Origin of the sequence: Inediibacterium massiliense (assembly GCF_001282725.1) — a bacterium.
Lineage (GTDB): Bacteria > Bacillota > Clostridia > Peptostreptococcales > Thermotaleaceae > Anaerophilus > Anaerophilus massiliensis.
Genome location: NZ_LN876587.1, coordinates 1,033,231 through 1,060,134 on the forward strand (window position 1 = coordinate 1,033,231; position 26,904 = coordinate 1,060,134).

The window sequence follows — 26,904 nt, forward strand, 5'->3', positions numbered from 1 at the left end:
GTATCCTTTCATATATGTAAAACTTACAAACTATAAAATAAGTCCAATGGACGTAAAACAATGGAGGATTTAATATGAAAACAATGGATTTTGTGAAAGTATTAAAATTAAGTCAAAGAAATTTAGATAGAGCAAAAAAAGTAGTAAATATAACAGATGAAAATATTACAAAGCAAAGTACATACAACTTTTTAATCAATGCACTAGAAACGTATAAAGGTGAAAAATTTAAAAACAATGAATTAATAACAGAATTTTTGAAAATTAATTTACCAAAGGATGAAGATAAAGCAAGAGATCAATGGTTTAATGGAATCGAGTATGAAGGAAATAATTATATTGCATGGTTTGCAACAGTTGGTGGCATGAAGAACGAAGATAATACAAGAAGGTATGAAGGAATATGTGAAACTATATTTATAAGAGAAGATTATCAAGGTTTTAGTGAGTTAGTTGAAAATTTAATATCATTGGGCAAATTTGCAGAAATTGAAAAATTAGATGATGCAGACCCCAAAAAAATAATTTGTATTAATAAAGATGTATTATCTCGTCTAAGCCTTATTACAAGTGATCTAATAGCCGAAATAGATATGCCAAATTTTATAGTGTTGCCACAAGCTACATATCATATTGTTAAAGATTACAAGACAGTAGAACCATTTACACATCAAGTAAAAAATGAAGATGGCGAGATGATTGATAAAATTGATTATAATCTTGTAGATGTTCATTTTGATGATGATATAGATGTTTTCGATGGTGGTGGAATTGCAACTCCAAAAGTATTTGAGTCAATTGGAAAACAATTAAATAGAAATGATATAGAATTTTCGATAATTAGAGCATATGGAATAGCTGTAAAAGGGCTTATAACTAAATTTGATATTATTGAATATTTAGATTATATGTATAAAGGTGATACAGAATTTTGCAGAAAAACTGATAAAGGATATGAATTATTAGATCGTTGGAAAGATTGGCAACCAGTAACAGATAATACAATCTTGTTAAATGACAGCATGGTAAAACTAGCCAAATATTTTGATAATATGCAAGAGTATAGAGATAGAATGGAAAAATTAAATAAAAGGCAATACAGAAAATATGGTGCTTTGTTAAATAAATTATATATCACAAAAGTAAATAAACCTGATAAAGAAATAAAGGATTATCGTAGAACTAATTATCAGTTAATAAATGTGCTTGCACTTACAATAAACAATTATAAAGAATTGGTAAAACAAGATTTAAAACTATTTAGAAAAATATTAAAACCTTATGATTGCATCAAAGATACCAAAGAATTTGTGATCAATACAGATTATATCAATATATTCTATAAAAATTGTGTAGGTGAAGATTTAAGTGAAGAACAAGACGATTTTGAAGAAAAATTAAATGAATCATGTGAAAATGTAGTTGAGAAAGTAGATGAATTAATTAATATTAATCCCGAATTTGTGAAATTAAATTATGTAAAAATGAATTTGAAAAAATTAATTGAAAAGAAGGTCAGAGAATTTGCATGTGGCAAAGTTACAGTAAAAGCAAAATTTCAATATATAGCAGTTGATCCAATTTCATATATGAATTTTGCCATAACTAGAGATCAAGGTAAAAATGGATTGGATGCAGGTCAATTCTACAGCTATGATTGTAATGATGAAGATATAAGAACAATTTCAAGAAATCCATTATCAGCCTATTCAGAAGTACATAATGTAAGTTTTGTTAAAAATGAATTCCTCGATAGGTGGTTGAGTGATTGTAAAGAATTAGTTTATTTTAATCAAAAATCAGATATTTTAAGCCTATTGAGTTCAGCAGATTGTGATGGGGACGGGATCACACAAATTGATAATGAAATCATTAGAAATGCAGTGGTAAAGCCACAAGATGGAAAATATTTTATTACAAAAAATGATGGTGAAAAGGTGTCATTAATATATAACAAAGAAAATAGATTTATTTCTACATTTAGAGCTTCAGGAAATCTAATAGGCAGAATAGCTTTGAAGGCAGCCAATATAAATTCTGATGCTCAACATATTCCAGATTATTATAACACTGTAGAAAATAAATTTGTAGATTGGGTAGAGATTAGAGATCAATTAGAAGGTAAAAATGAAAAAGTTAATGAACATATTGACGAACAAAAAGAGAATGGGATATTTATGAATAGTTGGAGTATGGAAGATAAGCTAAAACAATATATCAAGAATAGATTTTATGATAATGAGAAAGAGATTTATATTTGCTTATACAATTCTATGTGTGCTATAGATGCACCAAAGACACTAAAATTTCTAAGTAAAGAGTATATGGAAGTTATAGATAACAAGTATGATAGAAAAGTAAATTTTTTACAATATAAAGAAAACAAAGAAGATGTCAGAAAAAGAGAATATTATCATTCAAGTAATGCTTTATTAGATAGATTTTCAGATTATGTAAAAAGACATCTTTTAAATATTATAAACAATAGTAAAACACAGTTTAAAAAAAGGGAAGATATATTACAAAAATTCTTAGATAATGAAGAATTTTGCCAAGAAACATATGAGCTATGCAAAGCTGAAATAGAAAAATTATATATAGATTATAATGCAGAGCGAGAAGAAGCTGAAAAAATATGTAAAGAACAAGACAAAAAAGACTGGGAGTATAAGAGAGATAAAAGCAGATTTGACATATGGACTGATACTGATGAAAGAGATTATCAATTATGCTTAAAATTAAATAAACAAAAGAAATATGATTCTTACAAAGAAATAGATAAAAAATATATTCTCGTAGCAAATCAGATAGTTAAAACTTTTGATAAAGAGACTATATGTAAAACTATCTCTAATATGAAGAAAATGACAGAGAATTTTATATTAAGTTTGTTTTTTACCTGCTTAAAAACCGAAGGGACTAGATGTAGATATCAAAAATGTAATAATGGTGATATTGAGTATTTGTATGAAAGATATAGAAAGATAAAAAAAGAAGGATTCGATAATAGTAAAGTAGTAGATCGTATTGCTACAGAAGATAAAATAAGATTAAAACTAGAACAGAAAGTAAGATTTAGAATGACAGATGAAAGCATCATTGGTGAAATCAGAGAAGGGTTGAAAGATGGAGCATATGAATTAAATTTAAAAGATGAAAGAATTGAAGCATTTGAAGATTTTACTGATTTATTAAAAGATAGAAAAAACATTACTATCGTTGGATTTCACCTTAAAAAGGATGGAACGGAATCCATTAATAAGAAAAATTTTGGTGTAATGGCAAGGGTATAGGGTTAGGGACAACGGGATTCCATCCCTTATGTCCGCTTTTTGTGGAAGTTGTGTAAAATAACTTTCAAATAAGTATACGAAAGGGGAGTTAATTAATATGTGTAAAAAAAGATATGATGATGTTGCAGTGTACACAACATATGTTGCAAAACGATTATTGGAACTTAAATATCAAATTGTAAACTTAAGGAAAAACAAAAATGAAGAAGGTAAGACTGTTTTTTATTTTAAAAATGAAGGTAATATCCAACAAGATTTAAAAATTATTCAAGGTAAGTAATTAAAATTATACGAAAATTAAGCGAAAGGAATAGATTAAATATGAGTAACAGTTTTGTAAAAGTACCACATCAATGGTATGAAATGGATAAAAGCGGAGATAGTTTTATAAGTAAGTTAGGAGCAAAGAGATTTACATTATGGTTTGCTATTAATAAAGTAAGTGTGGAAATGAATATGAGTAAAGTTGTTCAATTGCAAATTAAACAACTTATAGATGAATTAAATTTTTTAAAAGGATTTTCTCGACCTATGCAGGTAAAAAAGATGTTGCTGGAATTGAAAAAAGCCAAACTTATAGAATGTAATACATTGACAAATAAAACAAAACCAACAGATTTGTTGAATGTAAAAATAAAACCTATCACGGAGGAAGATTATCCAAAAGGTTGGGCGATGATTTCTACAGACTTATATGCAGACAAAATTAATAGATTAGAATGTATTGGATTTATGATATTTTGTTTTCTATTTAAGTATCATAGGCAAGAAAATGGAAATCAGGATTCTACAAATGGACTAGGTTATGCAGAAGTAAATAGAGACCATATAGGAAGAATTTTAGGACTATCTTCTGTAAAAACTATTTCAAAATATACAGATAAGATTAAGAAAGCAAGAAATTTAATTAAGATATTGCCACAAGAGGAATATTTTGAAACAAATGAATTTGGAGAAGAAGTCAAGAAATGGCGACCTAATAGATATGTAGTTTATCCAAAAGTTGATGTAACAAACAAATATTATATAAAACAATAATTTAGATAAAAACAGGCTAAATAACAGTGTTTGCAACATGTTGACTGTGGGGTATAAATTGACCAAATCCAGTCAGTTAATACAAAACAAACTGATTAAATCCAGTCAGTTCGTGCAGAATAGATTGATCAAATTTAGACAGTTTATGGGTCACTTTAAATAAAAGAGAATTAATAAAAAAAAGAGAATTAATAAATATATTAGAATTACTATTATAGGTTTCGCTAATGCTAAACCTGCGTGTCTCTTTTTTTCTCTCTATAACTATTGTTATCTTGATTGTATATCTTATTAAAATTATTGTCAATGATAGTTATTATTATATGTTGTATCAAATATATTGTTAACTGTATTATATAGGGACATTTCGCCTTTCCAAGGCTACATGTCCTCTTTTTGTGGAGTAATCTGACTAAATTATATTATTATTTATTAAAATTATCTAATTGGAAGGGGTTAGGTGTAATGCAAAAAATTGAAATTATTAAAAATGAATTGAGTGAATATTTCAGACAGTTCGAGGATTTAGATTTAAAATTTTATATTGATGAAGGTGACGAAGTAAAAGAAATACTAGAGTTTTGTACAGAAAATAAAGCTGATGATGTAGAAGAATTGTGCAAACAGTTAATCTCATTTATATATGATGAAGAAATAAACTGGAGAAATAAGATAGTTCGAGGATTTAAAACTTTCTGTAATAGAAAGATTGTACAGTTAGATAAATATATGAGAACTGAGAATACAGAGAAAGTAGAAGAAATTAATAGAGATATGATTAAGCAATATAAGATAGTCCAAGAGCAAAAAAGTGAAGTACAATTTTATAAAATGTTTGTATCAGCTTTATATTATGTTAGAAATAATGCAGAATACTTAGAAAAGCAAGTAGGGTAATATCTATTTGCTTTTTTATTTATATTTTAATTCTGAGTAGTACAAAAATAGTGAAGGGGTGATTGATTATGTTGAACAAAAGTATTGTTAACTTCTTAGGGGTAGCATTAGTTGTCTTTTTGAACTGTAAATTACTTGCAAATGTAGGAGATGCACTGATATTGAGTATAGCAGAATTTTATTTTGCTAAACACTTTTTTAAATTAGATTAATGTTAATTTTTTTGAAAATCAAAGTCAGTCAAACGATTATTCTGAAATTGAACGGACAAAACTGTCCAATTAAAATATAAGGTTATGCTTAATCCTTAAAAGCAAATAGGAGGAATTTATATGAAAAATTTATTAAAAGAAGTAAAAGGAAATATCTATGGAATGGGAGTTTATTGTTTTAAAGATGTAGAAGGAAAAGTTCTATATGTGGGTAGTGGGATGATGAATGATCGACTACAAACACACCTTTATAATTTAAAACGAGGATTATATGAGAATACAAATAAAAAGGTGCTACAACATACATATAATTGTAGTAATTTAATTTTTGAAGTATTGCATTATAGCGAAAATAATAGTGAATATTTAAATGGAAATGATAAACAAAGACAAGCAGTACAAGAAGCTTTAGAAGTTTTAGAGCAATTTTATGTAAATATGTATAAAAATACTATATGTAATAAATTTAGAAAGATTTCAAAATGGAGTACAAGTCCAAATAGGATGAGTACATATAAAAGAAGAAAAGCCAATACAGGCTCAAAAAATCCTAATTTAAAATATGATGAGAGAATAATTGCTGAAATTTTATGGTTAAAAATGAATGATTATAAACCAAAACAAATTGAAGAAATGTATAAAAATATTGGGATTAAGGCTAATTATATAGCTTCGATAGGAGTTAGTAAGTGGATACATTTAGAGCCTACTAAACCAAATTTTATAGACAAACAAAAAGAAGTATCTTCTGCAAAAGACACTTCTGGTGCTACTGTAATAGCACTTTAATTATTAGATTAAAGTAATTATATTATACATATTAGAAAAATTCAAGGGTGTCGTATTTCACGATACCCTTTTATATTACTACGAAGGAGATGAAGAAGTTATGTTTAAATTAAAGTGTAACAAATGTAATAAAGAAATTGATTTGATAGAAGGAATACAAGACGAAAGTAATAAAAACGGAAAAATTAATGTCTACGTGTCAGATGGGTATTTCCAAATATTTTGTGAATGTGGAAATGAAATAACAATATACAATTAAGAATAGGAGGAGCGAAAAAGAGATGGAAGATAGAGATATCTATACAGAATCTACATCGTTTATTTCTGCTTTGTATGCTAATTACTGTATAGAGTTAGAAGATGTTAAGCTAGAAAAGAATAAATATAATAAAGATAGAGTTGTATATATTATAGAAAGAACAGATAGGATTGATAGAAATAAAAAAGCATATGACTATTGCAAAATTAATAAAAAGGATTTCTATATTAAAAGTGTACATAGATATAATGTAGCTATAACAGAGTTGAAGAGAAGAAGTAGAGAATTTAGAGCAATGCAAACATTAGATAAACTTATAGCAGAAATGAGGTTAGGTAATGAAAAATAATATTAGAGAAGCATGGAGAAAAGAACTTAAAAAAATAAAAGATACAGGATTAATACCACTCATCGAAGATGATGATTTATATTTAAGATTGCCTTCAGGTACAATTTTAGTAGATAAGGATGGGACTAAAATAAATTGTTCTTTTATTCAGATTATTAAAAATAGAAGAAATGTAAAATATTAGAAGGAAATACATATATAATGTAGAATATTGTAATTGTTAGAAAATATTGAAAGGGGATAAGGGATATGGAAATTTTACCAATGAGAGATTTAATTAAAGATGAATATGACAATTATTATGTAGTTACCAGAATATCTGATGCAGAGAAAAAAATAACATTAGTAAATGCGTATATGGAATTATCGTTCCGAAGAATTTTGTTTTTCAATGATAATTTTAAAAAAGAATTTAAAAACTATGAAGGTCTGTATTTAGGACAACAAGCTATGGATATATTAAAATATAGAATTAACAGTTTAGAAACAGGGGAAGTACCAGGACATATTTATAGTTTAAATGATGTTAAAAAAGAATATAATAAAATTGAATTTGTTGGATTATATGAAAAAAACCCTTCAATTCAATATAAATCGTATTAAGGCATCCGAAAGGATGTCTTTTTTAGTGGAGGTATCTAATGTTATGTTAGAAGGATTTATTATAACGAATAAATTTGAAAGTAGATTTAAATGTAGTAATTTAGTTTTAAAAAATGGGTTTGTGGAATTGTATGATGTTACATTTACAGATATTTTAAATAGTAAAAGTGGTTTTGGTTTTAAAGAATATAAGAAAATGCATTTTAATTTAGATAATGTGATCGAGATTAAGATATAAGTAGGTGATTAGGATTGCATTAAAAAAACAATGTCGGTGTGGTAAAATTATTGATCATGGAATGAAATACTGCGATGAGTGTAATAACAAAGTAGAGCAAGAAAAAAGGGAACGAAATAAGCAATATGATAAATATGTAAGAAAAAGTGAAGGCAATAAAAAATATGATAACTTCTATCATGATAAATCTTGGATACAGGCTAGAAATAGAATAATGCAAAGATATAATAGATTATGCTTGTATTCTTATTATATAGATAAGAAGATTGTATTTGCTGATTGTGTACATCATATAGAATTTTTGAAAGATAATTGGGATAGGAGATTAGACGAAAAGAATCTTATTCCTTTGTCTAATGATGTGCATAGTAAGGTGCATAAAAGTAATAAGAAAGCAATGCAGGAATTATTGTTTGGATTGTTGAAACGATGGAAATTAGAGTTTGGAGGTTGATTAATATGATGTTAGTAGATAGTTGGGATCAACATATATATGTAAAAGAAATGATGAAATATGATCATGTGTTAGAGAATAAAGATTGTAAACTTGTGATTTGTTGGAATGATGATGAAGTAACAATGAAGAATAAAGAGATGAATAATAAATGTGATATAGTTAAGAGAGCATTAGAATTATATACAGCAGATTGTATACATACAGATATAGTAAATGCTACACAGTTTATGCAAGTGTCTAATTGTATAATAAAAGCTATAGATGAATGCGAGGGAGAAACAAAGTTAAAAGATACTGTGGTTAATTTAACAATAAATGTAGATACTACAGAATTGGAAAATGCTATTGAAAGAATGAACTAGAACTAATTATTACCAAAATTTCTAATATAATGTTATAATATTAGAAAAAACAAAAGGTGTGATTGGTTTGAAAAAATGGATACTTACACATAAGACGATAAGTTTTTGTATAGTAATTATATTGATATGTGTTGTGTTTGTAGCAAATGAATTAACAAGTTTGTCAAAAAATCTACATGATGAATTTAATGAAGCATATGGAGAATACTTGGATTATGAGCAGAAGACATTGCTTGGAGTTCATGTAAACAATACAAACAATGGATTAATAATGATGATGATGCAAAACAAATATCCTACGGATGAGTTGCAAGAGAAGAAATTTTTAGAAAACACTAGGAAATTTTTAAATGAGATTGCAGGATATAGAAATGATAACAAAGAATTTAAAACAATTGAATTAATGTGTGGATTGCATATGTTCGGAGAAGAAGATGGCAAAATGTTTTGTAGTACAAAAATTGATGTAAGCAGCCTTAAAAAAATTGATTGGAATAAAATAAGTGATAATGAATTTAAAAAAATAATTAATTATAAAAGATATGAGAAGTAAGAGAGTAAACATTTAGTCTACTCTCTTTTTTATTGCAATCAACCCCCCCCTCTTTAATTCCTAAAAAGGTAATTCTGAAATACCGTTGTCCCTGTGTTTTGTAGCAAAAACTCCCTAAATAAATATTTTTGAAGATGAAAGTGAGGTGTAGAAGGTGGCAAGATCAAAACAACCAATAAGTTTAATAGAAGCAAAAGGAAAAAAACATTTAACAAAACAAGAAATTGAAGATAGGAAGAATAGTGAAGTCAAAGCAGGGAGTGACAATGTTGTTGCACCTTCTTACTTAACTAAAAAACAAAAAGAAACATTTGAATGGTATGTTTGTGAATTAAAGAAAATTGACATTATAGGAAATATAGACGTTGAATGTCTTGCAAGATATGTTGTTGCAGAAGAACAATTTAAAAAAGTTGCTAAAAAAATAAGAACAACTGATATATTAAATGATGATTATGATAAGTTGCTTGTTAAATTTGATAAATTATATAAGATTTGCAGGCAAGGATCATCTGATTTAGGTTTAACAATATCATCCAGGTGTAAATTAGTAATACCAAAAGTAGAAGAAAAGCCGAAAAATAAGTTTGAAAAATTTGGTGCTAAAAATGGATAGAGTTACACAATATGCACTAGATGTATTAGATGAAAAAATTATTGCAGGTGAAAGTGTAAAATTAGCGTGTAAAAGACACTTGGATGACTTAGAACAAAGTAAATTTGAACCTTATAGATATAGGTTTGATGTAGATAGTGCAAATAAAATAATTGATTTTGCAGAAACATTAACACTTGCAGAAGGTGGAGAACCAAAACCATTAAGATTATATCCGTTTCAGGCTTTTATTTTAGGTAGTTTATATGGTTGGGTTACAAAAGATAAAGGATATAGAAAATATAGACAAAGCTATACACAAGTTGCAAGACAACAAGGCAAATCATTATTAAATGGGGTATTAACTACATATAATGGTAATTTTATTAATTATAATTATGTTCTGATAATGTTAGGGGCTACTAAGAAAGATCAAGCAAAGATTGTATTTAATGAAGCAGTTAAATTTATAGAAAGTGATAGTGATTTACAAGAGTTATTTAATGTAAAAGACTATAAAAGTGAAATAGAATGCAAATTAACTAATAGTACAATAAGAGCAATAGGGCGAGATACAAAAACACTTGATGGATTTAGATGTATTTACGGAAGTGTCGACGAATATCATTTACATAAGGATAATCAAATATATTCATTATTCAAAGATGGGCAAAAGAAACTAAAAGAATGTTTGTTAAGTGTTATAACCACAGCAGGATTTACAATAGATGGTGCTTGTCATAAACTTTACAAATATTGCAAAGATGTTTTAGAAGGTAGAGAACAAAATGATGCACAATTTGTTTTTATAGCTGAATTAGATGAAGAAGACGATATAAATGATTATAACAATTGGTTTAAAGCAAACCCTACTATGCAATATGATTTAGATAGTTTGGAAGTTTTGAAGGTTGATTATGCACAATCTAAAAAAATGGGTGGCAAGGATTGGAATAACTTTTTGACAAAACAGCTTAATATATGGGTTGAATTTACTGAAAAAAAGTATATGAACATGACAGCATGGCATAAATGTGCTAGTAGTAAAACATTAGAGGATTTTAGAGGACAACCTTGTATTTTAGGATTAGATGCAAGTAGTGGTGGAGATTTAACATCAATATGTTTTGAATTTACATGGTTTGATGATAAGGGAGAAAAACATTATTTCGTACATCACCATTCATTTATTCCTGCCAATAGGATTAAAGAACATGAACAAACAGACAATGCACCATATAAATTGTGGATTAAGAAAAAACTATTAACAGAAACTTATGCTTGTGGTGGAATTAAAACAGACTATAAAGAAATATTGAAATATATAAGAGACAAAATAAAAGAATATGATTTAAAATTACAAATGATATGTTATGATCAAGCTAATGTAAGTGCATTTTTAGCTGATTTAGAAGAATTTAATGTAGATTGTTTAGATATATATCAAAACTCTAAAAGCTTAAATGATAGTGTAATGGATATTAAATATAGTGTAGAAGGTGGAAATATAGAATATAACAAAGAAGATGAGTTATTAACATGGGCAATGAATAATGCAGAATTAACCCCGCCAAAGCAAGGAAAAGTTATGTTAGATAAAAACAGCAGATTTAAAAGAATTGATCCTATAGCTTGTTGGGTAGATGCACATAAAATGAGTATGAGAAATGAAAATAAGCAATCAGCAGATGAATATTTCACATCTGAGGAATAGTCAATGTAAAAAAGGATGGTGAGGAAGTGATAGAAAAAACTATAAAAGAATATTTTTTATTATTTACAAAATTAATTATAGATAATATAAACGATATTCTAATTTTAATAGGAATATCTTTTTTAATTTATACAATGTTTACTTATGTATCTAAATTTGCTGGATATTTGAGTATGAGCATTGTTTTTATTATTTTAGGACTAATTTTTTCTAAAATTAAAGTTAAGAAATAACCTCGAAGGGAGGTGATTGTGATTGTTTGAAAGAATATTTGAAAAAAGAAATGAAGAAACAACATTGAGTAATCCAGCAAGTTGGTTTAATAGTTTATTTAATGGAAGTATTACATCAAGTGGTGAAAAAATAAGCAATACAGATTCTTTTAATATAGGTTCTGTGTTCGCTTGTGCTGAAAGGCGAGCAAATACTATATCAAAACTATCTTTACATACATATAAAATAAAAAATAATAGTAAAGAGAGAGAATATAAACATCCAGTGGTAAAACTACTGGAGAATAGACCTAATCCATATTTAACACCATCTGTTTTTAAATCTACTTTATCTGTTCATGAAGATATATGGGGCAATGCTTATATTTGGATTGAGTCTGATAAAATTACAGGTTATCCAAAAGCACTATGGATATTAGACCCAAGTACAACTGTAATATATAAAGAAATTAATACAGGGGTAATCACATATGGTGCTTTAATAAATAATAAATTATATACATTTGATAATGATGAAATAATACATCTAAAAGGACTAAGTGTAGATGGATTGGTTGGTAAAAGTAGAATAGAAGTAGCAAGGGAAACACTTGGAAACATGAAGGCTACAAGTAAATTTATTGGAAAATTCTATGCACAAGGAACTATGAGTGGTGGAATATTAACTTATCCTGAACAATTAGGAAAAGAAACTAAAGAAAGAATAAAAGATGAGTGGCAGAAAAGCCATAGTGGTTTAGATCAAGCTGGAAAAATAGCTTTATTAGATAAAGGATTGAATTACAAAGAATTAGGCATGCCATTGAAAGATGCTGAATTTATAGAAAGCATGAAATTTAATAAAGAAGAAATAGGCATGATTTTTAATATTCCCCCACATAAGATTGGTTTACTTGATAGGGCTACATTCTCAAATATAGAACAACAATCTATGGAATATATAGGAGATAGCATTCAACCGGTAGTGACACAATGGGAAGAAGAATTTACGTATAAGTTATTTTCTAAAAATAGTAGATATTATATTAAATTTAATTTGGCTAGTGCAATGAGAGCAAATAATGAAAGTCGTGCAAATTTTTATGAAAAGATGATGAATCAAGGTGTGTACTCTATTAATGATGTAAGAAGATTTGAAGATATGAATGATATAGGCGAATTAGGAGATAGACACTATAGAAGTCTTAATTATGTAGATATTGAAATTGCAGATAAATATCAGCTTGCAAAAGCTAATGCAAATAATTTACACACAGGAGGATGTGAAAATGAGGATGAATAAAGAAATCAGATTAATTAATACAAATGTAGAATTAAGATCAGTAAAAGAAGGTGATAAAGAACAGGAATATATTACTGGATATGCATTGAAATTTGAACGATGGAGTGAGTTGTTAGGTTGGGGTTTTAAAGAAATAATTAGTCGTGGTGCATTAGATAATACTGATTTTTCAGATGTAGTAGCATTCTTTAACCACGATATGAATAAACCATTAGCACGAAATTCGATTGAAAGTGGAGTGGGTAGTTTATCACTTGAAGTTGATGAAATAGGACTAAAATTTAAATTTATACCAACAGGTACGAGTTATGCAAGAGATTTAAAGGAAAATATGAGGGCAAAAATAGTAGATAAGTGTTCTTTTGCTTTTCAATTAGATTATAGAGACGATGCAGCACAAGAATGGGAGTGGGATTATGATACAGGATTAGATTACGATAAGCGTAGAATCAATAAAATTGCAAAGATATCTGATATTAGTATTGTAGTTCAACCTGCATATAATGATACTGAAAGTGTCGTAAGTAATAGATGTTTAGAACAAAAACAAGAGTTGCAAAAAGTAAAAGATTTAGAATTAAGACAACGTAAAATAAAATTAGAGTTAGAATTATTAAAATAAAATTAATAGTTCTTTTTTTATGTTCGAATTTAATCAAAAGTAAATATCAAATAAAAATAATTATTTAAAATATGAAAGGTATAGGTGATATTATATGAAAAAATCTGATGAAATTAAACAAGTAATTACAGAGTTAAGAGGACAAAAAGAAGCTTTAGAAACAGAAGTAAGATGTCTTATGAAAAATGAAATTGACAAAGCAGAAGAAAAAATGAAAGAAGTAAGAAATATCAATAAACAAATTACTATGCAAGAAGAATTATTAGCAAGTGCTTTAGATGAAGAAGAAAGAAATTTAAATAATACAGAGAATAGAGAGGTAGTGAAAGATATGAAAAAGGAAAATAAAACAGAGGTAAGATATAGTGATGTATTTTGTAAATATGTAAGAAATATGTGTTTAGATGAAGATCAAAAGAAACCATTTTCAGAAGAAGAAAAGAGAGCTTTATCAAGTAATAGAGATGAAAGTGGAAAATTATTAATTCCGCAAGATTTAAGTACAAAAGTAATGGAATTAAAAAGAGAATATATGGATATGTATGATCATGTTAATGTTGAACCAGTTGGAACAGTTAGTGGACACAGACCAATCGAAACAGATGCAATTCATACTCCATTTGAAGGTGTTGCTGAATTAACAAGTATTCCAGATGCAGGTTCTCCAAAATTCTCTAAGATTGAATTTAATGTAAAAGATTTTAAAGGATTAATTGAAATTCCTAACTCACTTTTAAAAGATGAAACAGGAGATTTAATGGGACATTTGGCAAAATGGATTGCTAAGAAAATGGTTGCAACTCATAATACACTTATTTTCTATGCAAATGGTATAAATGGAACTGAAGGTATACTAGGTGTTGAAACTGATGGCTTTACAATAGAAAAAGCAAATAACCCACTTGATAAAAAGAAAATCAAAAATATTTTAAATGTTAAATTGCCTTCAGGTATCTCTAAAAATGCAGTATTGTATACTAATCAAAGTGGTTTTGATTATTTAGATGGATTAGAAGATGGACAAAAGAGAGATTTACTAGAAGAGTTAGGTGATAATAGATACAAATTAGATAAGAAAACATTAACTATTATTAAATTCGATGATGAGACTTTAAAAGCTGACGCAGATGGAAAAGTACCATTCATTTTCGGTAATGCTAAAGAAGGTATTACATATTTTGATAGAGAAAAAATGTCTATGGCTTCAAGTAAAGAAGCAGGCTTTGAAAATGACTCTACTAAAGTAAGAGTTATTACTAGAGGAGACGTAAGACACGTAGATAAGAAAGCATTATATGTTGTATATGCTCCATTGGCTTAATAATTAAATAATCAATACAAGGGCATAGAAAAGATATGTTCTTTTTTATTGCCCTTTTTCATGAAAGTAGGTGGCGATATGATAGTTGATTTAGGATTAGTGAAAGAATGGATAAAACGAGAAGACGATTATGTTGAAGAAGATAGTATTTTACAATTACTTATAGATAATGCAGAAGGATATATTTTTGATACTGTAGATAATTTTGATCCTTTAAATATTAAACAATTGAATAAAGCTAAATTAATATGTCTAGTTCTTATTTCAGATTGGTATGAAAATAGAGAATTAACAGGTAAAATATCTGAAAAAGTAAGATCTTCAATTCAAGGTCTGATGACTCAATTGCAATATTGTTATGGAAGTGATGAATCATGAAAATAGGAGAAATGAAAGATAGAATTACATTCCTAAAGAAAAAAGAACAGAAAGAAGAAAAGAAAAGTGCAGTAGTTGATCTATCCGATGATAATTATGAACCATATAAAAAACCTGTTTGGGCTAAAGTGGAATATTGGAAAACTACAGAAATATATAGTGCAAAAGCAGTAAATGTATTGGATACTATTAAGTTTATAATAAGGTATAGAAGAGATATTAAATCTGATATGAGAATCAAATTTAACGATGATATTTATGAAATTAAAGGCAAACCTAGACCACTTGATTCTAAAAAAATGTATCTTCTTATTGTTGGGGAAGGTGTAGAACATGAGTGATAATATAAGTTTTGAATGGGATTTTTCTGGTATTTTAAAAGAATTTGAACGTATGGGAAAAGACATGGAAAAAGTTGAAAAAACAGGTACGTTGAAAGCTAGTAAGGCTGTAGCAAATAAATTAAAAGACAATACAAATCGAAGTACAGTAGATAAAGAAGGATATAAACATATGCAAGATAACATTAAAATATCTGGACTAAAAGAAGATGAAAATTTAGATAAATATAGAGGGGTAGGGTTTGGAAAATTACAATATAAAGCTAATTGGCTAAATGATGGTACAAGTAAAATGAAACCTACCCATTTTTTAACCAAAACGGTTGAAGAAACTAAAGATGAAGTAAAAGAAATTATAGATCAAGAAATTAAGAAAGAATTGAAATTATAGTGGGTGATAGAATTGAATATGATTGACTTAGTTAGTAATAAATTGAGTGAATTGGGTTATAAAGTACAATGGCAGTCAAGACCAAAAAAATTCCCTTCAATAACTTTTCAATTTCCTTTGCAGACAGGAGAAGAATTTTCAGATGACGAAGAGACTGTAACGAAATATATTTTACATGTAGATATTTGGAGTAAAAATGACTATTCTGAATTAACAGCACAAGTAAAAGAAAAATTAAAAGAAATAGGTTTTTATAGAACTATGGAAATGGATGATTATGAAGAAGAAACACAAATTTATCATAAAATTTTAAAGTTTAATTATTATGAAGATAATGAAAGTGAGGATGATATTTAATGGCAAGAAAAATAGGAATAAAAAATATACATATTGCAATAAATACACAAGATGATACAAATGCATTAACATATGAGAAGCCAGTAAAATTTGCTCGTGCAATAAAAGCAAGTGTAAAAGCTAAATCCAATTCTGAAACATGGTATAGTGATGATGCAGTAGAAGATGTAATAAATGAATTTGATAGTGTAGATGTAGAGATAGAGGTTAATGCATTGACTTTAAAACAACAAGCAATGTTGTTGGGGCATAAGCTAGATGGAAAAGGTGGTATGATTCAAAACAAGAATGACATAGCACCTTATGTATCTCTTATGTTTATGTCCAAAAAATCTAATAACAAATATAGATATGTATTATTGTATAAAGGAAAGTTTGAGTTGATTGGTGAGGAATATAATACACAAACAAACAAAATTGAATCAGTTACTCCAAAATTGAAGGCTACTTTTGTAGCAACCGAACATAATGGAGATTATATTTACAAATTAGATGAAGATGAAGAAGGCTTTGACAAAACAATAGCAGAGAGTTTCTTTACACAAGTGCATGGATCAACAGTGGCTTAGTTAATTCTAAGCCTTTTTTATTTTAAAATTAAAATAGGAGGAAGCTAAAATATGAAAATGAAAGTAAAAACAATGCCAATTGAAAATATTACATTGGAATTTGAGGATGGAGTTACAAGAAGTATTAAGTTTTGTAATTATGCGTTTGCAATCTTAGATGAAGAGTTTGAAGAAGGTAGTATAAAAATTCTTGTAAATGCAATAATGAAGCCTTATAAATTTGGGGCTATGCTTCTTTATGGAGGTATGAAATCTATAGACAACAACATCACCTTAAAAGAAGCTGAGGAGATAACTACAAAATTGCCTTATGAATCTATAAAAACAATAATTGAAAAAGCTTTGAAAGTATTCTCAGCAGAAAAAGGTGACGGAAAAAAGTTGACGAAGGAGCAGGAGAAAATGATCAGTCAGATGATGATGCAGATGATAAAAGCATAGATTGGGATTACTTGAATTATTTATACTGTTCTAAATTACATAGGACTGAGGAAGAGTTTTGGTTTAATTCTACACCAGTAAAAACATATTATTTGATTGATAAATATATTGAAGAATTACAGAAAAAAGCAAATATAACTAATGGAAAAGAAGTTGTACAAGAAGATTATATAGATAATGTTCCAGGATTATAACACTCAGTTGGGGTGCTATTTTTTTATTGAAAGGTAGGTGAGAATATGTCAGAAAATGGAACTATAATTAAAGTTGGGATGAATTCAACAGGATTTCAAGCAGGTACATCTGAAATAAACAGAAAAATAAGAGTATTGGATAGTAGTTTTAAGGCAGTTAGTCAACAAGCTAAAGCTTTTGGGGAAACTACAGAAACATTAAAGCAAAAACAGGTAGCATTGACTGGTAAGATTGCATTACAAATAGGAAAAGTAAATCAATTAAGAGAAAAATATGAACGTAGTAAAACTGAAACTGGAGAAAACAGTAAAGCAACAGAGAAACTAGCTATTGCATATAATCGAAGTGTTGAAGCTTTAAATAAAATGAAAGGACAATTGAATAATGTTACACAAGAATTAGATAAGCAAAAAAATGAACTAAGTGAAACTCAACAAAAAATAGTTGATTATGGTAATAGTCTTGGTGAAGTTGGTAGTCAAATGAAAACTGTTGGTGCAGATATGCAAAAAGTTGGGGCGGTGATAACTGGTGCAAATGTAGTTATGGGAAAAATGGCAATGGACTTCGAAGACTCTATGGCAAAAGTAGATACAATTGCTGATGTATCAAAAGAAGGTTTAGATGATTTAAGTGATGGAGTAGTTATGTTATCAAATACATTTGGAGAAAGTGCAGAAAAAATTGCAGAAGCAGAATATCAAACTATTTCATCTAATATCAAAACATCTGATTCTTTAAAGTTTGTATTTGATTCATCCAAATTAGCTAAAGCAGGATTTACAGAAACAACTACAGCAGTGGATATTCTAACAACTACTCTTAATGCTTATAAATTAGAAGCTAATGAAGCAACTACCATTAGTGATCAACTTGTAAAAGCTCAGAAATTAGGAAAATTTACAATTGGAGAATTAGGGGATAGTTTAGGTAATGTAATTCCGATCGCTAGTCAAATGGATATTTCTACGCAATCTTTATTTGCAAGTATAGCATCACTAACAAGACAAGGGGTACAAGCAGATAAATCTATTACAGCAGTAAAAGGTGTACTTACAAGTGTATTAAGTCCTACGGCTGAAGCATCTAAAAGAGCAAAAGAATTGGGCATTAGTTTTAATACAGTGCATTTGAAAAATGTTGGATTACCAAAATTTCTTGAAGAAATTCAACAACGCACTAAAGGAAATAGTGAAGATATGGCATCTTTATTTGGGAATGTAAGAGCATTAAATGGTGTAATGGGGTTAACAGGAAAAGCAAGTGAAGATTTTGTAGAGATATTAAAAGAATTAGAAAATAGCACAGGAGCCACTGATGAAGCTTTTGAGAAAGTAAATAGTACTTCAGGTGCTAAATTTAGACAAACACTAGAACAAATTAAAAACTCTGGAGCTGAATTAGGTGAGAGTTTATTACCTTTGCTAAATGCAATATTAAATATTATTACTCCCATCGCAATTGTATTAGGTAAAATTCCTGCCCCAATTGTTCAAATCGGAGCAATTTTAGGAGTTGTATTGTTGACGGTGGGAACATTTTTAAGGACTTTTGGTAGTGTAGCAATGAGTATTAATAATATTACAAATTTAGTTTCTGGAGGTTTTAATCCAGCAATGCTGAAAACAGTAGGTATTGTATTATTGGTTGTTGCGGCACTTACGGCATTGGCGGCTATTATCGCAGTTTTAACAGGAAAAACAGCAGATGTTGAGAGAACTGCAAGAGCAATATCTGGAATGAGTAGTGGTGGAGATCATAGTAATATTAGACAACCTAGAATTCCACGCTATGCAAAAGGTGGAGTACACAGTGGAGGTTATGCAATCACCGATGAAGAAGGTGGAGAATTAAAATATTATCCTGATGGAACAGTAATAGTCCCACATGACATTTCTATGGAAATGGCAAGAAATAATAATGTAAATAAACAATCTAATAGCAACGATAAGATGGATAAATTACTAGAAAAGTTTGAAACAATGACAAAAGCTGTTGAAGATGTGAACAGAACTATAAAAGATAAAAGAAGATATGATAGAGAAATGGGCGTAGCTTATTAGAAAGGACAGGAGGTGATAACTTGGCTATTATTAAAACATTTAATAGTGGTAGTTCTCCAGGAGAGATTGCAATATATAGTAATAAGAAATTTGAAGAGTATATTGATTCTTATGTTAGTTTTAACGTTGATACAAGCACATTTGGAGGTAGAAACGTAAAAAGTGCAAAAATTAAGTTGTTTTGCACTTCGGCAACAAAATATCAAGAGGGAATGGAAAACTCTGCAAGATTAAGGGCATATGATAGAAAAGAAACTACAATGCTTTCTTCTGAAATTGTAGTAGATGATAGTTATATAAACCATTATATAGATATTCCACTAAATGAAAATTTTAAAGTAGATGACACATACTTTGTCCTTAAACATGGTGTTACTTCTTATTTTTCTTCTGCTAAGTTTATGGGTTTTGGTAGTCAGAGTTCCCCGATATTAGAAATAGAACTAGAATCAATTGCACAAACTAAACCGACAAATCTAAAAAATTCATCAGATAAAATTTACGATACTATTAAATTGAGTTGGGACTATGAAAAAGGTGCAGAACAAGATCATCAAACGAAATTCGACTTAATGTATAGTGTAAATGGTGGCATATGGAAAACCATCACAGAGAGTACAGAAAATAATTTCAAAGAGTTCGCCCCCTTCACATTTAAAAGTAAGGATTCTATTGTATGGAAAGTTAGAACATATTCTATTGATAATGCAGTTAGTGAGTGGAGTGATGAAGTACATTTTACATTACAAGAATATACTCCCCCATATCCTACCAATTTAATGCCAGGAGGAAGTATAGAAAAAGATCATGATATTACATTTAGTTGGCAATATCAAATACCTGTTACGGGATTTGAGTTAAAATATAGTAATGATGGAAGTACGTTTAAAACAATATCAAAAAATACAGCAGATACTACAGCAGATACTTCTCTAACAATTCCTAAATCTGAATTTGAGACAGGAACAGTATTTTGGCAGATTAGATGCAAAGATAAGCAAGGAATATGGTCAAATTGGACTAATATTACAACTTTTATATATGCAGGAAAGCCAAAAACACCACAAATTATTTCTACAAATCACTTCAACGTTGCATATATAAAAGTTGAGTGGGTATCTAACGAACAGGTAGCATATGAATTTAAAATATTAGATGGTAGCACAGAGGTAGTATCTACAAATGAGGTAACTAGTTCTACACAAAAGAATTATGAATATACATCTGCAAATAATAAAACATTAAATGTGCAAATAAGGATTAAAAATCAATTTGGATTATGGTCAGATTGGGATATTCAAACAATTTCAGTAAATTTTGAGTTGCCTACAACGCCACAGGTGTTTGTAAATAGTAATGAAAAACGTGGAAGTGTTGAAATAAAAGTTATTAATATGAATATAGGAATAGATATTAAAGAAAATCAAGTAATGAGGAGAAAAATCAATGAAGATTGGAATATCATAGGAACTATAAGCAAAAATAAAACTTATATTGATTATACAATTATTTCTGATGAAGTATATGAATATAAAATACGTGCAATTGGTATAAATGGTGGTGTAATAGATAGCGATAGCAATATTGCAAAAGTAAAAGTAAGAAATACTCAACTAGCAAATACAGAAGATTATACAGATTATGTAGAATTGAAATATAATCCTAAAAGGACTTTAACTTATAGCCTTGATGAACATTTAACACATTTTGTAGGAAGAAAAAAAGCTGTAGTAGAGCGTGGAGAATTTGAAGATACATCATTAGCATTAAGTTTTACAATAAGAGAGTATAATAATTTAATGAAATTAATTAATCTTATTAAGAGTGGAGAAACATTGCTTTTAAGAGATAGCAGGAAAAGAAAAATATATTGTAGTATTGATAATTTGCAAATACAAGAAGATTGGCAAAGGAACAAATACAATGTAAGTTTTTCGGTCAATGAAGTTGACTTTGAGGAAGTGATATAATGTTAGCTTTAGCAAGAGATGGGTTTACAGAAGATGAAGTGAAAAAAATACTACATAGTTCAAACAGAAATATAAAGTTTGAATATAATCTGCTTGACAAGAATGATATATATAAGAAAACATTGGATACTGTAAAAAGTTGTAGAGTATCATATAGTAGTTTAGGACAATTAAAATCTAGTGCAAGTATAAAAATGAAAGAAGACCAAACGGTTGACTATTTAAGTGATAGAATTCAGCCGTTTGTTGTTTTTTTGAGAGGTAAGAAGAAAATAAAATTTCCATTAGGAATATTTCTTTTAAATAGTCCTAAAAGAAAAGATGAAAATAATACAATATATCGTGAAATTGAATGTTATTCAAAATTGCAAATATTAATACAAGATAAGTTTGGAGAAAGATATTTTATCCCAAAGGGAACTAATTATATAACTGCAATTGCTCAAATAATTGCATCTACAGGAGAAACAAAGATAAATTTAGTGCCTAAAAATGCTGTATTACAAACAGACAAAGAGTTTGATATAGAAAAATCTAAACTAGAGATTGTAAATGAATTATTGAAAGAAATCAATTATTATTCTCTTAGGGTGGATGAAGAAGGTTATTTTGTATCAAATCCTTATGTGCTACCTGTTGATCGTACCATTGAATATGAATATGTAGATAATGAATTGAGTGTAATTGGTGAAGGTGCAACAGAGGAATTAGATTTATTTAATGTTCCAAATGTGTTTGTAAGATATGTAAATAATCCAGAAAGACCAGATATGAGAAGTGAATATATTAATGACAATAAAAGTTCTATCACATCTACAGTATCTAGAGGCATGAGGATAGTAGATATGAAAGCTATAAATGATATAGCAAGTCAATCGGATCTAGATGATTTGACAAGAAGAGATGCATATAATGCTAGTCAAGTATACGGTCATGTAACGTTTGAAACTGCAATAATGCCTTTTCATGAGTATTTAGATTGTTTATACCTTAGATATAATCGACTTGGAATAAATGATAAATATATAGAAACAAGTTGGGAAATTGATTGTAAAGCAGGAAGTAAAATGAGACATACTGTAAGAAAGGTAGTGAATATATAGTGCTGAAATTTGCAACAGTAGAGGAAATTGTAGGGAATAAATTAAAGGTTAAATTTTATGGTGAAACGAAGAAAAGTAATAAAGCATATGAAAAAATGGATAGTTATAGTAGCCCTAATATTGGAGATGTAGTTTCACTTATGAAAACGAGTGGAACTTATTTTATTTTAGGGAAAAAATCATAGAAAGGATGTGATATAAATTGATTACTAGACAGTTTGATATTATATTAAATACTAAAATTCTTAATACATTGACAAGTAATATGGTAGTTACTCAAAATGATAAAGACACAAATGTGTTAAAAATAAAAGTATTTGATGGAGATAGTGAAATAGATTATACACAAGTAGATCATGCAAGAATATTCTTTGAAAAGAGAGATAAAGAAGTTATACAAGGAGATTTGACAAAAGTTAGTGATGGATTTACATATCAAATGGGAACAAATGAAATAGCTTGTAATGGTGAAGTATTAACTATTATACATTTATATGGTAGTAATAATGAACGTCTTGCTACATCTAAATTTAAGTTTGAAGTTGAAAGAGATCTAGAAAATAAAAATGCTATAAAGAGTAGTAGTCAATACTCAGCTTTAGAAACTATAATAGTAGAATTCAGAGAAGAAGTTTCAAAACTACAAGAAGAAGTAAATAAAATTATTGCAGAAGGAAGTACAAATATTCCAGAGATTATTAATGCTAGACATTCTACACCAAAAAATAAGCAATTTAATACATTGAAAGAAAGACTAGATGATGTAGAGCAAGATACAAAATTAAATCACGATAAAATCAGCATTTTAGAAGAAGCGAATAATTCGCAAACTGCTGATTTAGCGAAATTGAATGATGAAATATCCAACGAAAAAAAAGCTACAGTACCACTAGGCTACCCTAACAACATAGAAACCATCAACTCCAAAATTGGAGGAAATATAGATGTAAAAATTGATGGGAATATGGAAGATGTAACTTTGGATACTGGTGTAGTAACCAAACAACCTGTTCAAAATCCTTATGTGAGAGTACAAGGGAAGAATTTGATAGATTTTAAAACATCAAAAAAAAGAAATGACTCTAAAGGAACTTTGGAATTAATAGACAACGGAGTAATTTTAAATGACTCATACTATTTTGAATTGAAAGCATATAATTTAAAGCTTAATATTCCTTATACACTTTTTTGTGAGTATGAACAATTAACAGAATTAGGAATCATAACCCCAGCTGTTTTTTGGAGGATTGAATATGCAGATGGTACTTTATCAGGAGGAACGAAGATAGGAAAAAGCCTAACCCCAATAAAAGAAGTAAAAACAATTTACCTATACCATAAAGATACAGAAGATGTATTTAAAAGCAAATTTTCAAATATTCAACTTGAAGAAGGAACAACTGCAACAGACTACGAACCATACAGAGAATCCATAGGAATCATACCTACACACCTAGCAAAGGTAGGAGATGTAAAAGACAGAGTTATTGGAATAAAAGGAACAAAAGCTATTGTGGATAGAAAAAATAAAAGAATTAAATTAGATGAAAGTTTGGATTATAGTATTGAACCAGAAAAAGGAACTGGATGGAAAAGGATATGCGTTACAAATATATTTCCTTATACAATAAATTCTACCATCTTACAAATAATGAAAAAACATAATGGAAGTATATTAGAACAATATGATTCTACTCCAACAAAAGCCGATCAATTTATATTATTTGGTGCTACTAGTTCATATAAAGGTCAATGCTACATTTCAGTTTCCAACACCGACACAGGCTGGGGAGACTCTTACACACCTACCTCAGCCTCAGAGGAAATTAAAGCCTATTTTATGGGGTGGAAGATGTACCCTGCTGGAACTAGCAGACTAGACACATACAATGGAACTGGTAGAAAAGCATGGTATCGTATTACAGAACTAACAAAACCATACGATCCTTCAAGAGAATTTCTTGATAATCCCCCTACAGAATCCTACCCAGAATGGACACCATATGAACTATTTTATGTGCTAGAGACTCCTAGAACAGAAGAAATAGAAATGAATATTATAGGAGATAGTTTTTCCTTAGAAGAAGGGGTAAACACAGTAGAAGTTGGAATAGGTTTAGTTTATGAAAAAGCTACTGTAGGACAATATACAACATTTTATGAAATAAATACAACCCTAGTTCCAGAAACACAATTTATGTATAAAGCAGAAAATATAATGAGTATATACAAAAATAAAGCAAATTCATTAAGCATAGATAATCAAAATTGGGTTTTTGATAAAGGAAGTGGAGGTACAGGGAAAGACTGTTGGGGTAAAATGAGATTATATCAAGTGATAAGTGATAACCTATTTGACTCACAAGCTGAATATTACATTCTCTACGAAATGATTCCAGAACTTTACACATGTCAGCCTACCAATGTCGAAATAATTTACTCTGAAAATATAAGAGATAGTCTTAACAGTGCAGTAAAGAAAATTGGAGAAGTAAGTGGAGATGTAAGTCAGATAAATAAAGAGATGCTAAGTAAATTACAAGTGCCAGAAGGTTACAGGCTAGAAGTTGTTGAATTTGAGGGTATAAGTGAATCCACAGAGAAATATGCTATTGGTAAAATAGTACCTTTTAAGCGTGCATTTAGTGAAAAGCCAAGAGTTATACATAGATGTCTAACTAGTTTTGGGGATCTATTAAATGAAGAAAACATGGTAAAAAACACATCAGATGTGAAAACTACAATTATTATGTATAATTCATCATCAGGAGGAACTACTTTAACAAATACTTTTGTTTCATTTATTACTATGGATAAAAGTTTTATAAAAACAAATCAACCATACAAAGGTTATATTGTTGTTATAGGAAAATAAGAGGTGATAAAATGATAAACTTAATTATAATACAAGGTAGTAAATCTACTACTCTACATGATTTTAAAATCACAACTAAAGGAATGAAACTACAAATTAATGGAACTCATTACACAGCAGGTAACCAAGAAATTTTTACAAATTATATAGAAGAAATGACAACTGTTAAAGAAAAAGTTTGGAATGAAGAATTACAAGACTTTACAGAAATAGAAAAACAAGTACCTACTGGAAAGAGAATTCAGTTAGAAGGCGTAGAAGTAGAAATTCAAGCAGGTTTTGAATACGAGGTATGGATATGTGAAGATGGAATTGTGATTCTTACAAAAGAGATGAATAACCCAGAATCACAATTTGATAAAGTACCAGATAATGTTATTGATCGGTTGGCTTGGTTTAGTGTGCCATTAGGAACTAATACTCTTGATGATGTAGAAATAAATGCGATAGAGATAAGGGAGGAATAATATGTTAATTGAAATTAGAAAGCCAATTAAAATTGTAAAAGAAATGTCTCAGCAAGAAAGAACAAACGCAGGACTATTACTTCAAAATGCTACTATCCAGAAAGAATTACAGAAGCAAAAAGAATTAAATATGAAATTTCTTTTAGAACTTGCAGAAATTAAGAAAGGGGGAAACTAAGATGTTTGAGACAATCAGAGATGCCTATAAATGTGGATTTTACACTCTTGATAATGTAAAATTGATGTGTGAAGTAAGTTTTATATCCAAGGAAGAGTACAAGACAATTACTGGAGAAGATTATATAGTATAAGAATTATTGTAAGCACCTAGAAGGGTGTTTTTTTAATGCCCTTCTTCCTATTTGTACAACCAATTAAAATTCAAATTTTACAGTATTCTTGACGACTATAGCTGTTGCAATTACTAGGTTTCAAAATTGACTTTTGAGAAATATGAGACTTTTCTTGTATTTCTCTTTTTATTTTAAAAATTTAATAGAAAGTAGGTGTATTTATGGAAAATAATATAGGAAAAACAATTTCATGTGCTTTAGGAGGGTTAGGAGCTTATCTTTGTGGGCTTAATTGGGAGATTATATTTATATGGTTTTTTCTAATGACAATCGACACTATAACCGGGGTCATTAAAGCTATGAAGGATGGACAATTCTCAAGTAAAGATATGAAAGACGGTCTTTATAAAAAAGCTGGTGAGTTCTTTTTAATATTTGCATTGATTTTAGGTCAAAGGGTAGCTCAAATTAATGGGATTAATGTACCTGTAGGAAGTGTATTTACAGGTGCTTTTTGTTTTAAAGATTTAGGCAGCATATTAGAAAATGTAGTAGATATGAAAGTTGATGTGCCAGAAATAATAAAAAGATGGTTAAAGATTTCTAATGAAAGTATTAATGAAAATAAGAATGAGGTGAAATAA

The 26,904-nt window shown here is 28.6% G+C and carries 36 protein-coding genes; all 36 read left to right on the plus strand.

Features of this window, described 5'->3' with window-relative positions; translation table 11 throughout:
- The first annotated feature begins 74 nt into the window (after positions 1 to 74).
- The 36 genes from BN2409_RS13545 (at position 75) to BN2409_RS13700 (ending at position 26,904) form a co-directional block, all read left to right on the plus strand.
- The gene (locus BN2409_RS13545) at positions 75 to 3,293 is read left to right on the plus strand and encodes a hypothetical protein (RefSeq protein WP_053957145.1); all 3,219 of its coding nucleotides are present in this window, start codon (positions 75 to 77) and stop codon (positions 3,291 to 3,293) included.
- Between the two features lie 97 nt (positions 3,294 to 3,390).
- Positions 3,391 to 3,573: a hypothetical protein gene (locus BN2409_RS13550; RefSeq protein WP_053957146.1), complete on the plus strand. Its 183-nt coding sequence runs from the start codon at positions 3,391 to 3,393 to the stop codon at positions 3,571 to 3,573.
- 41 nt (positions 3,574 to 3,614) lie between these two features.
- Positions 3,615 to 4,331, plus strand: coding sequence for a hypothetical protein (locus BN2409_RS13555; protein ID WP_053957147.1), 717 nt, complete (start codon positions 3,615 to 3,617; stop codon positions 4,329 to 4,331).
- Positions 4,332 to 4,796: 465 nt separating this feature from the next.
- On the plus strand, positions 4,797 to 5,228 hold the full coding sequence (locus BN2409_RS13560) for a hypothetical protein (protein WP_053957148.1): 432 nt from the start codon (positions 4,797 to 4,799) through the stop codon (positions 5,226 to 5,228).
- Positions 5,229 to 5,296: 68 nt separating this feature from the next.
- Complete coding sequence (locus BN2409_RS17305; RefSeq protein ID WP_199873032.1) at positions 5,297 to 5,440, plus strand: hypothetical protein; 144 nt, start codon at positions 5,297 to 5,299, stop codon at positions 5,438 to 5,440.
- Between the two features lie 120 nt (positions 5,441 to 5,560).
- A complete protein-coding gene (locus BN2409_RS13565) occupies positions 5,561 to 6,229 on the plus strand; it encodes a GIY-YIG nuclease family protein (RefSeq protein WP_053957149.1) in 669 nt (222 codons plus the stop codon).
- Positions 6,230 to 6,329: 100 nt separating this feature from the next.
- Complete coding sequence (locus BN2409_RS17310) at positions 6,330 to 6,488, plus strand: hypothetical protein (protein WP_199873033.1); 159 nt, start codon at positions 6,330 to 6,332, stop codon at positions 6,486 to 6,488.
- 22 nt (positions 6,489 to 6,510) lie between these two features.
- Positions 6,511 to 6,837 (plus strand): hypothetical protein, encoded by a 327-nt coding sequence (locus BN2409_RS13570; protein WP_053957150.1) that lies wholly within the window; start codon positions 6,511 to 6,513, stop codon positions 6,835 to 6,837.
- The gene (locus BN2409_RS13575) at positions 6,827 to 7,021 is read left to right on the plus strand and encodes a hypothetical protein (RefSeq protein ID WP_053957151.1); all 195 of its coding nucleotides are present in this window, start codon (positions 6,827 to 6,829) and stop codon (positions 7,019 to 7,021) included. The genes BN2409_RS13570 and BN2409_RS13575 overlap by 11 nt, the downstream gene beginning before the upstream one ends.
- 65 nt (positions 7,022 to 7,086) lie before the next feature.
- Positions 7,087 to 7,440, plus strand: a complete 354-nt coding sequence (locus tag BN2409_RS13580) for a hypothetical protein (protein WP_053957152.1) — start codon at positions 7,087 to 7,089, stop codon at positions 7,438 to 7,440.
- Positions 7,441 to 7,465: 25 nt separating this feature from the next.
- Complete coding sequence (locus BN2409_RS13585; RefSeq protein WP_199873034.1) at positions 7,466 to 7,678, plus strand: hypothetical protein; 213 nt, start codon at positions 7,466 to 7,468, stop codon at positions 7,676 to 7,678.
- Positions 7,679 to 7,682: 4 nt separating this feature from the next.
- On the plus strand, positions 7,683 to 8,132 hold the full coding sequence (locus BN2409_RS13590; RefSeq protein ID WP_053957154.1) for a hypothetical protein: 450 nt from the start codon (positions 7,683 to 7,685) through the stop codon (positions 8,130 to 8,132).
- Between the two features lie 5 nt (positions 8,133 to 8,137).
- Complete coding sequence (locus tag BN2409_RS13595; RefSeq protein ID WP_053957155.1) at positions 8,138 to 8,497, plus strand: hypothetical protein; 360 nt, start codon at positions 8,138 to 8,140, stop codon at positions 8,495 to 8,497.
- A gap of 67 nt (positions 8,498 to 8,564) precedes the next feature.
- The gene (locus BN2409_RS13600; RefSeq protein WP_053957156.1) at positions 8,565 to 9,050 is read left to right on the plus strand and encodes a hypothetical protein; all 486 of its coding nucleotides are present in this window, start codon (positions 8,565 to 8,567) and stop codon (positions 9,048 to 9,050) included.
- Positions 9,051 to 9,204: 154 nt separating this feature from the next.
- The gene (locus BN2409_RS13605) at positions 9,205 to 9,666 is read left to right on the plus strand and encodes a phage terminase small subunit P27 family (RefSeq protein ID WP_053957157.1); all 462 of its coding nucleotides are present in this window, start codon (positions 9,205 to 9,207) and stop codon (positions 9,664 to 9,666) included.
- On the plus strand, positions 9,659 to 11,359 hold the full coding sequence (locus BN2409_RS13610) for a terminase large subunit (RefSeq protein ID WP_053957158.1): 1,701 nt from the start codon (positions 9,659 to 9,661) through the stop codon (positions 11,357 to 11,359). The genes BN2409_RS13605 and BN2409_RS13610 overlap by 8 nt, the downstream gene beginning before the upstream one ends.
- A 26-nt stretch (positions 11,360 to 11,385) precedes the next feature.
- Entirely contained in the window at positions 11,386 to 11,592 is a 207-nt protein-coding gene (locus tag BN2409_RS13615) for a hypothetical protein (RefSeq protein ID WP_199873100.1), read from the plus strand.
- Positions 11,593 to 11,614: 22 nt separating this feature from the next.
- On the plus strand, positions 11,615 to 12,874 hold the full coding sequence (locus BN2409_RS13620) for a phage portal protein (RefSeq protein ID WP_053957159.1): 1,260 nt from the start codon (positions 11,615 to 11,617) through the stop codon (positions 12,872 to 12,874).
- Positions 12,861 to 13,496 (plus strand): HK97 family phage prohead protease, encoded by a 636-nt coding sequence (locus tag BN2409_RS13625; RefSeq protein WP_242847989.1) that lies wholly within the window; start codon positions 12,861 to 12,863, stop codon positions 13,494 to 13,496. The genes BN2409_RS13620 and BN2409_RS13625 overlap by 14 nt, the downstream gene beginning before the upstream one ends.
- A gap of 94 nt (positions 13,497 to 13,590) precedes the next feature.
- A complete protein-coding gene (locus BN2409_RS13630) occupies positions 13,591 to 14,817 on the plus strand; it encodes a phage major capsid protein (protein WP_053957160.1) in 1,227 nt (408 codons plus the stop codon).
- Between the two features lie 60 nt (positions 14,818 to 14,877).
- Complete coding sequence (locus BN2409_RS13635; protein ID WP_242847967.1) at positions 14,878 to 15,195, plus strand: head-tail connector protein; 318 nt, start codon at positions 14,878 to 14,880, stop codon at positions 15,193 to 15,195.
- Positions 15,192 to 15,536, plus strand: coding sequence for a phage head closure protein (locus BN2409_RS13640; RefSeq protein WP_053957162.1), 345 nt, complete (start codon positions 15,192 to 15,194; stop codon positions 15,534 to 15,536). The genes BN2409_RS13635 and BN2409_RS13640 overlap by 4 nt, the downstream gene beginning before the upstream one ends.
- The gene (locus BN2409_RS13645; protein ID WP_053957163.1) at positions 15,529 to 15,927 is read left to right on the plus strand and encodes an HK97-gp10 family putative phage morphogenesis protein; all 399 of its coding nucleotides are present in this window, start codon (positions 15,529 to 15,531) and stop codon (positions 15,925 to 15,927) included. Before BN2409_RS13640 ends, BN2409_RS13645 begins: the two co-directional genes overlap by 8 nt.
- A 3-nt stretch (positions 15,928 to 15,930) precedes the next feature.
- The gene (locus BN2409_RS13650; RefSeq protein ID WP_207642566.1) at positions 15,931 to 16,284 is read left to right on the plus strand and encodes a hypothetical protein; all 354 of its coding nucleotides are present in this window, start codon (positions 15,931 to 15,933) and stop codon (positions 16,282 to 16,284) included.
- Positions 16,284 to 16,853, plus strand: coding sequence for a major tail protein (locus BN2409_RS13655; RefSeq protein ID WP_053957165.1), 570 nt, complete (start codon positions 16,284 to 16,286; stop codon positions 16,851 to 16,853). Before BN2409_RS13650 ends, BN2409_RS13655 begins: the two co-directional genes overlap by 1 nt.
- Before the next feature lie 51 nt (positions 16,854 to 16,904).
- Positions 16,905 to 17,294 (plus strand): hypothetical protein, encoded by a 390-nt coding sequence (locus tag BN2409_RS13660; RefSeq protein WP_053957166.1) that lies wholly within the window; start codon positions 16,905 to 16,907, stop codon positions 17,292 to 17,294.
- 11 nt (positions 17,295 to 17,305) lie between these two features.
- Entirely contained in the window at positions 17,306 to 17,488 is a 183-nt protein-coding gene (locus BN2409_RS13665; RefSeq protein ID WP_053957167.1) for a hypothetical protein, read from the plus strand.
- Between the two features lie 45 nt (positions 17,489 to 17,533).
- Positions 17,534 to 19,552, plus strand: a complete 2,019-nt coding sequence (locus BN2409_RS13670; protein ID WP_053957168.1) for a phage tail tape measure protein — start codon at positions 17,534 to 17,536, stop codon at positions 19,550 to 19,552.
- A 20-nt stretch (positions 19,553 to 19,572) separates the two neighbouring features.
- Complete coding sequence (locus tag BN2409_RS13675; protein ID WP_053957169.1) at positions 19,573 to 21,522, plus strand: fibronectin type III domain-containing protein; 1,950 nt, start codon at positions 19,573 to 19,575, stop codon at positions 21,520 to 21,522.
- Positions 21,522 to 22,625 carry a hypothetical protein gene (locus tag BN2409_RS13680; RefSeq protein WP_053957170.1) on the plus strand — a complete coding sequence of 368 codons (1,104 nt, stop codon included), beginning with the start codon at positions 21,522 to 21,524 and terminating at the stop codon, positions 22,623 to 22,625. The genes BN2409_RS13675 and BN2409_RS13680 overlap by 1 nt, the downstream gene beginning before the upstream one ends.
- Positions 22,625 to 22,810, plus strand: coding sequence for a hypothetical protein (locus BN2409_RS13685; RefSeq protein WP_053957171.1), 186 nt, complete (start codon positions 22,625 to 22,627; stop codon positions 22,808 to 22,810). The genes BN2409_RS13680 and BN2409_RS13685 overlap by 1 nt, the downstream gene beginning before the upstream one ends.
- 17 nt (positions 22,811 to 22,827) lie before the next feature.
- A complete protein-coding gene (locus BN2409_RS13690; protein ID WP_053957172.1) occupies positions 22,828 to 25,500 on the plus strand; it encodes a BppU family phage baseplate upper protein in 2,673 nt (890 codons plus the stop codon).
- An 11-nt stretch (positions 25,501 to 25,511) separates the two neighbouring features.
- A complete protein-coding gene (locus BN2409_RS13695; protein ID WP_053957173.1) occupies positions 25,512 to 25,967 on the plus strand; it encodes a hypothetical protein in 456 nt (151 codons plus the stop codon).
- A gap of 1 nt (position 25,968) precedes the next feature.
- Entirely contained in the window at positions 25,969 to 26,145 is a 177-nt protein-coding gene (locus BN2409_RS17315; protein ID WP_199873036.1) for a hypothetical protein, read from the plus strand.
- A gap of 1 nt (position 26,146) precedes the next feature.
- Positions 26,147 to 26,278, plus strand: a complete 132-nt coding sequence (locus tag BN2409_RS16970) for an XkdX family protein (RefSeq protein WP_110943141.1) — start codon at positions 26,147 to 26,149, stop codon at positions 26,276 to 26,278.
- Between the two features lie 203 nt (positions 26,279 to 26,481).
- A complete protein-coding gene (locus BN2409_RS13700; RefSeq protein ID WP_053957174.1) occupies positions 26,482 to 26,904 on the plus strand; it encodes a phage holin family protein in 423 nt (140 codons plus the stop codon).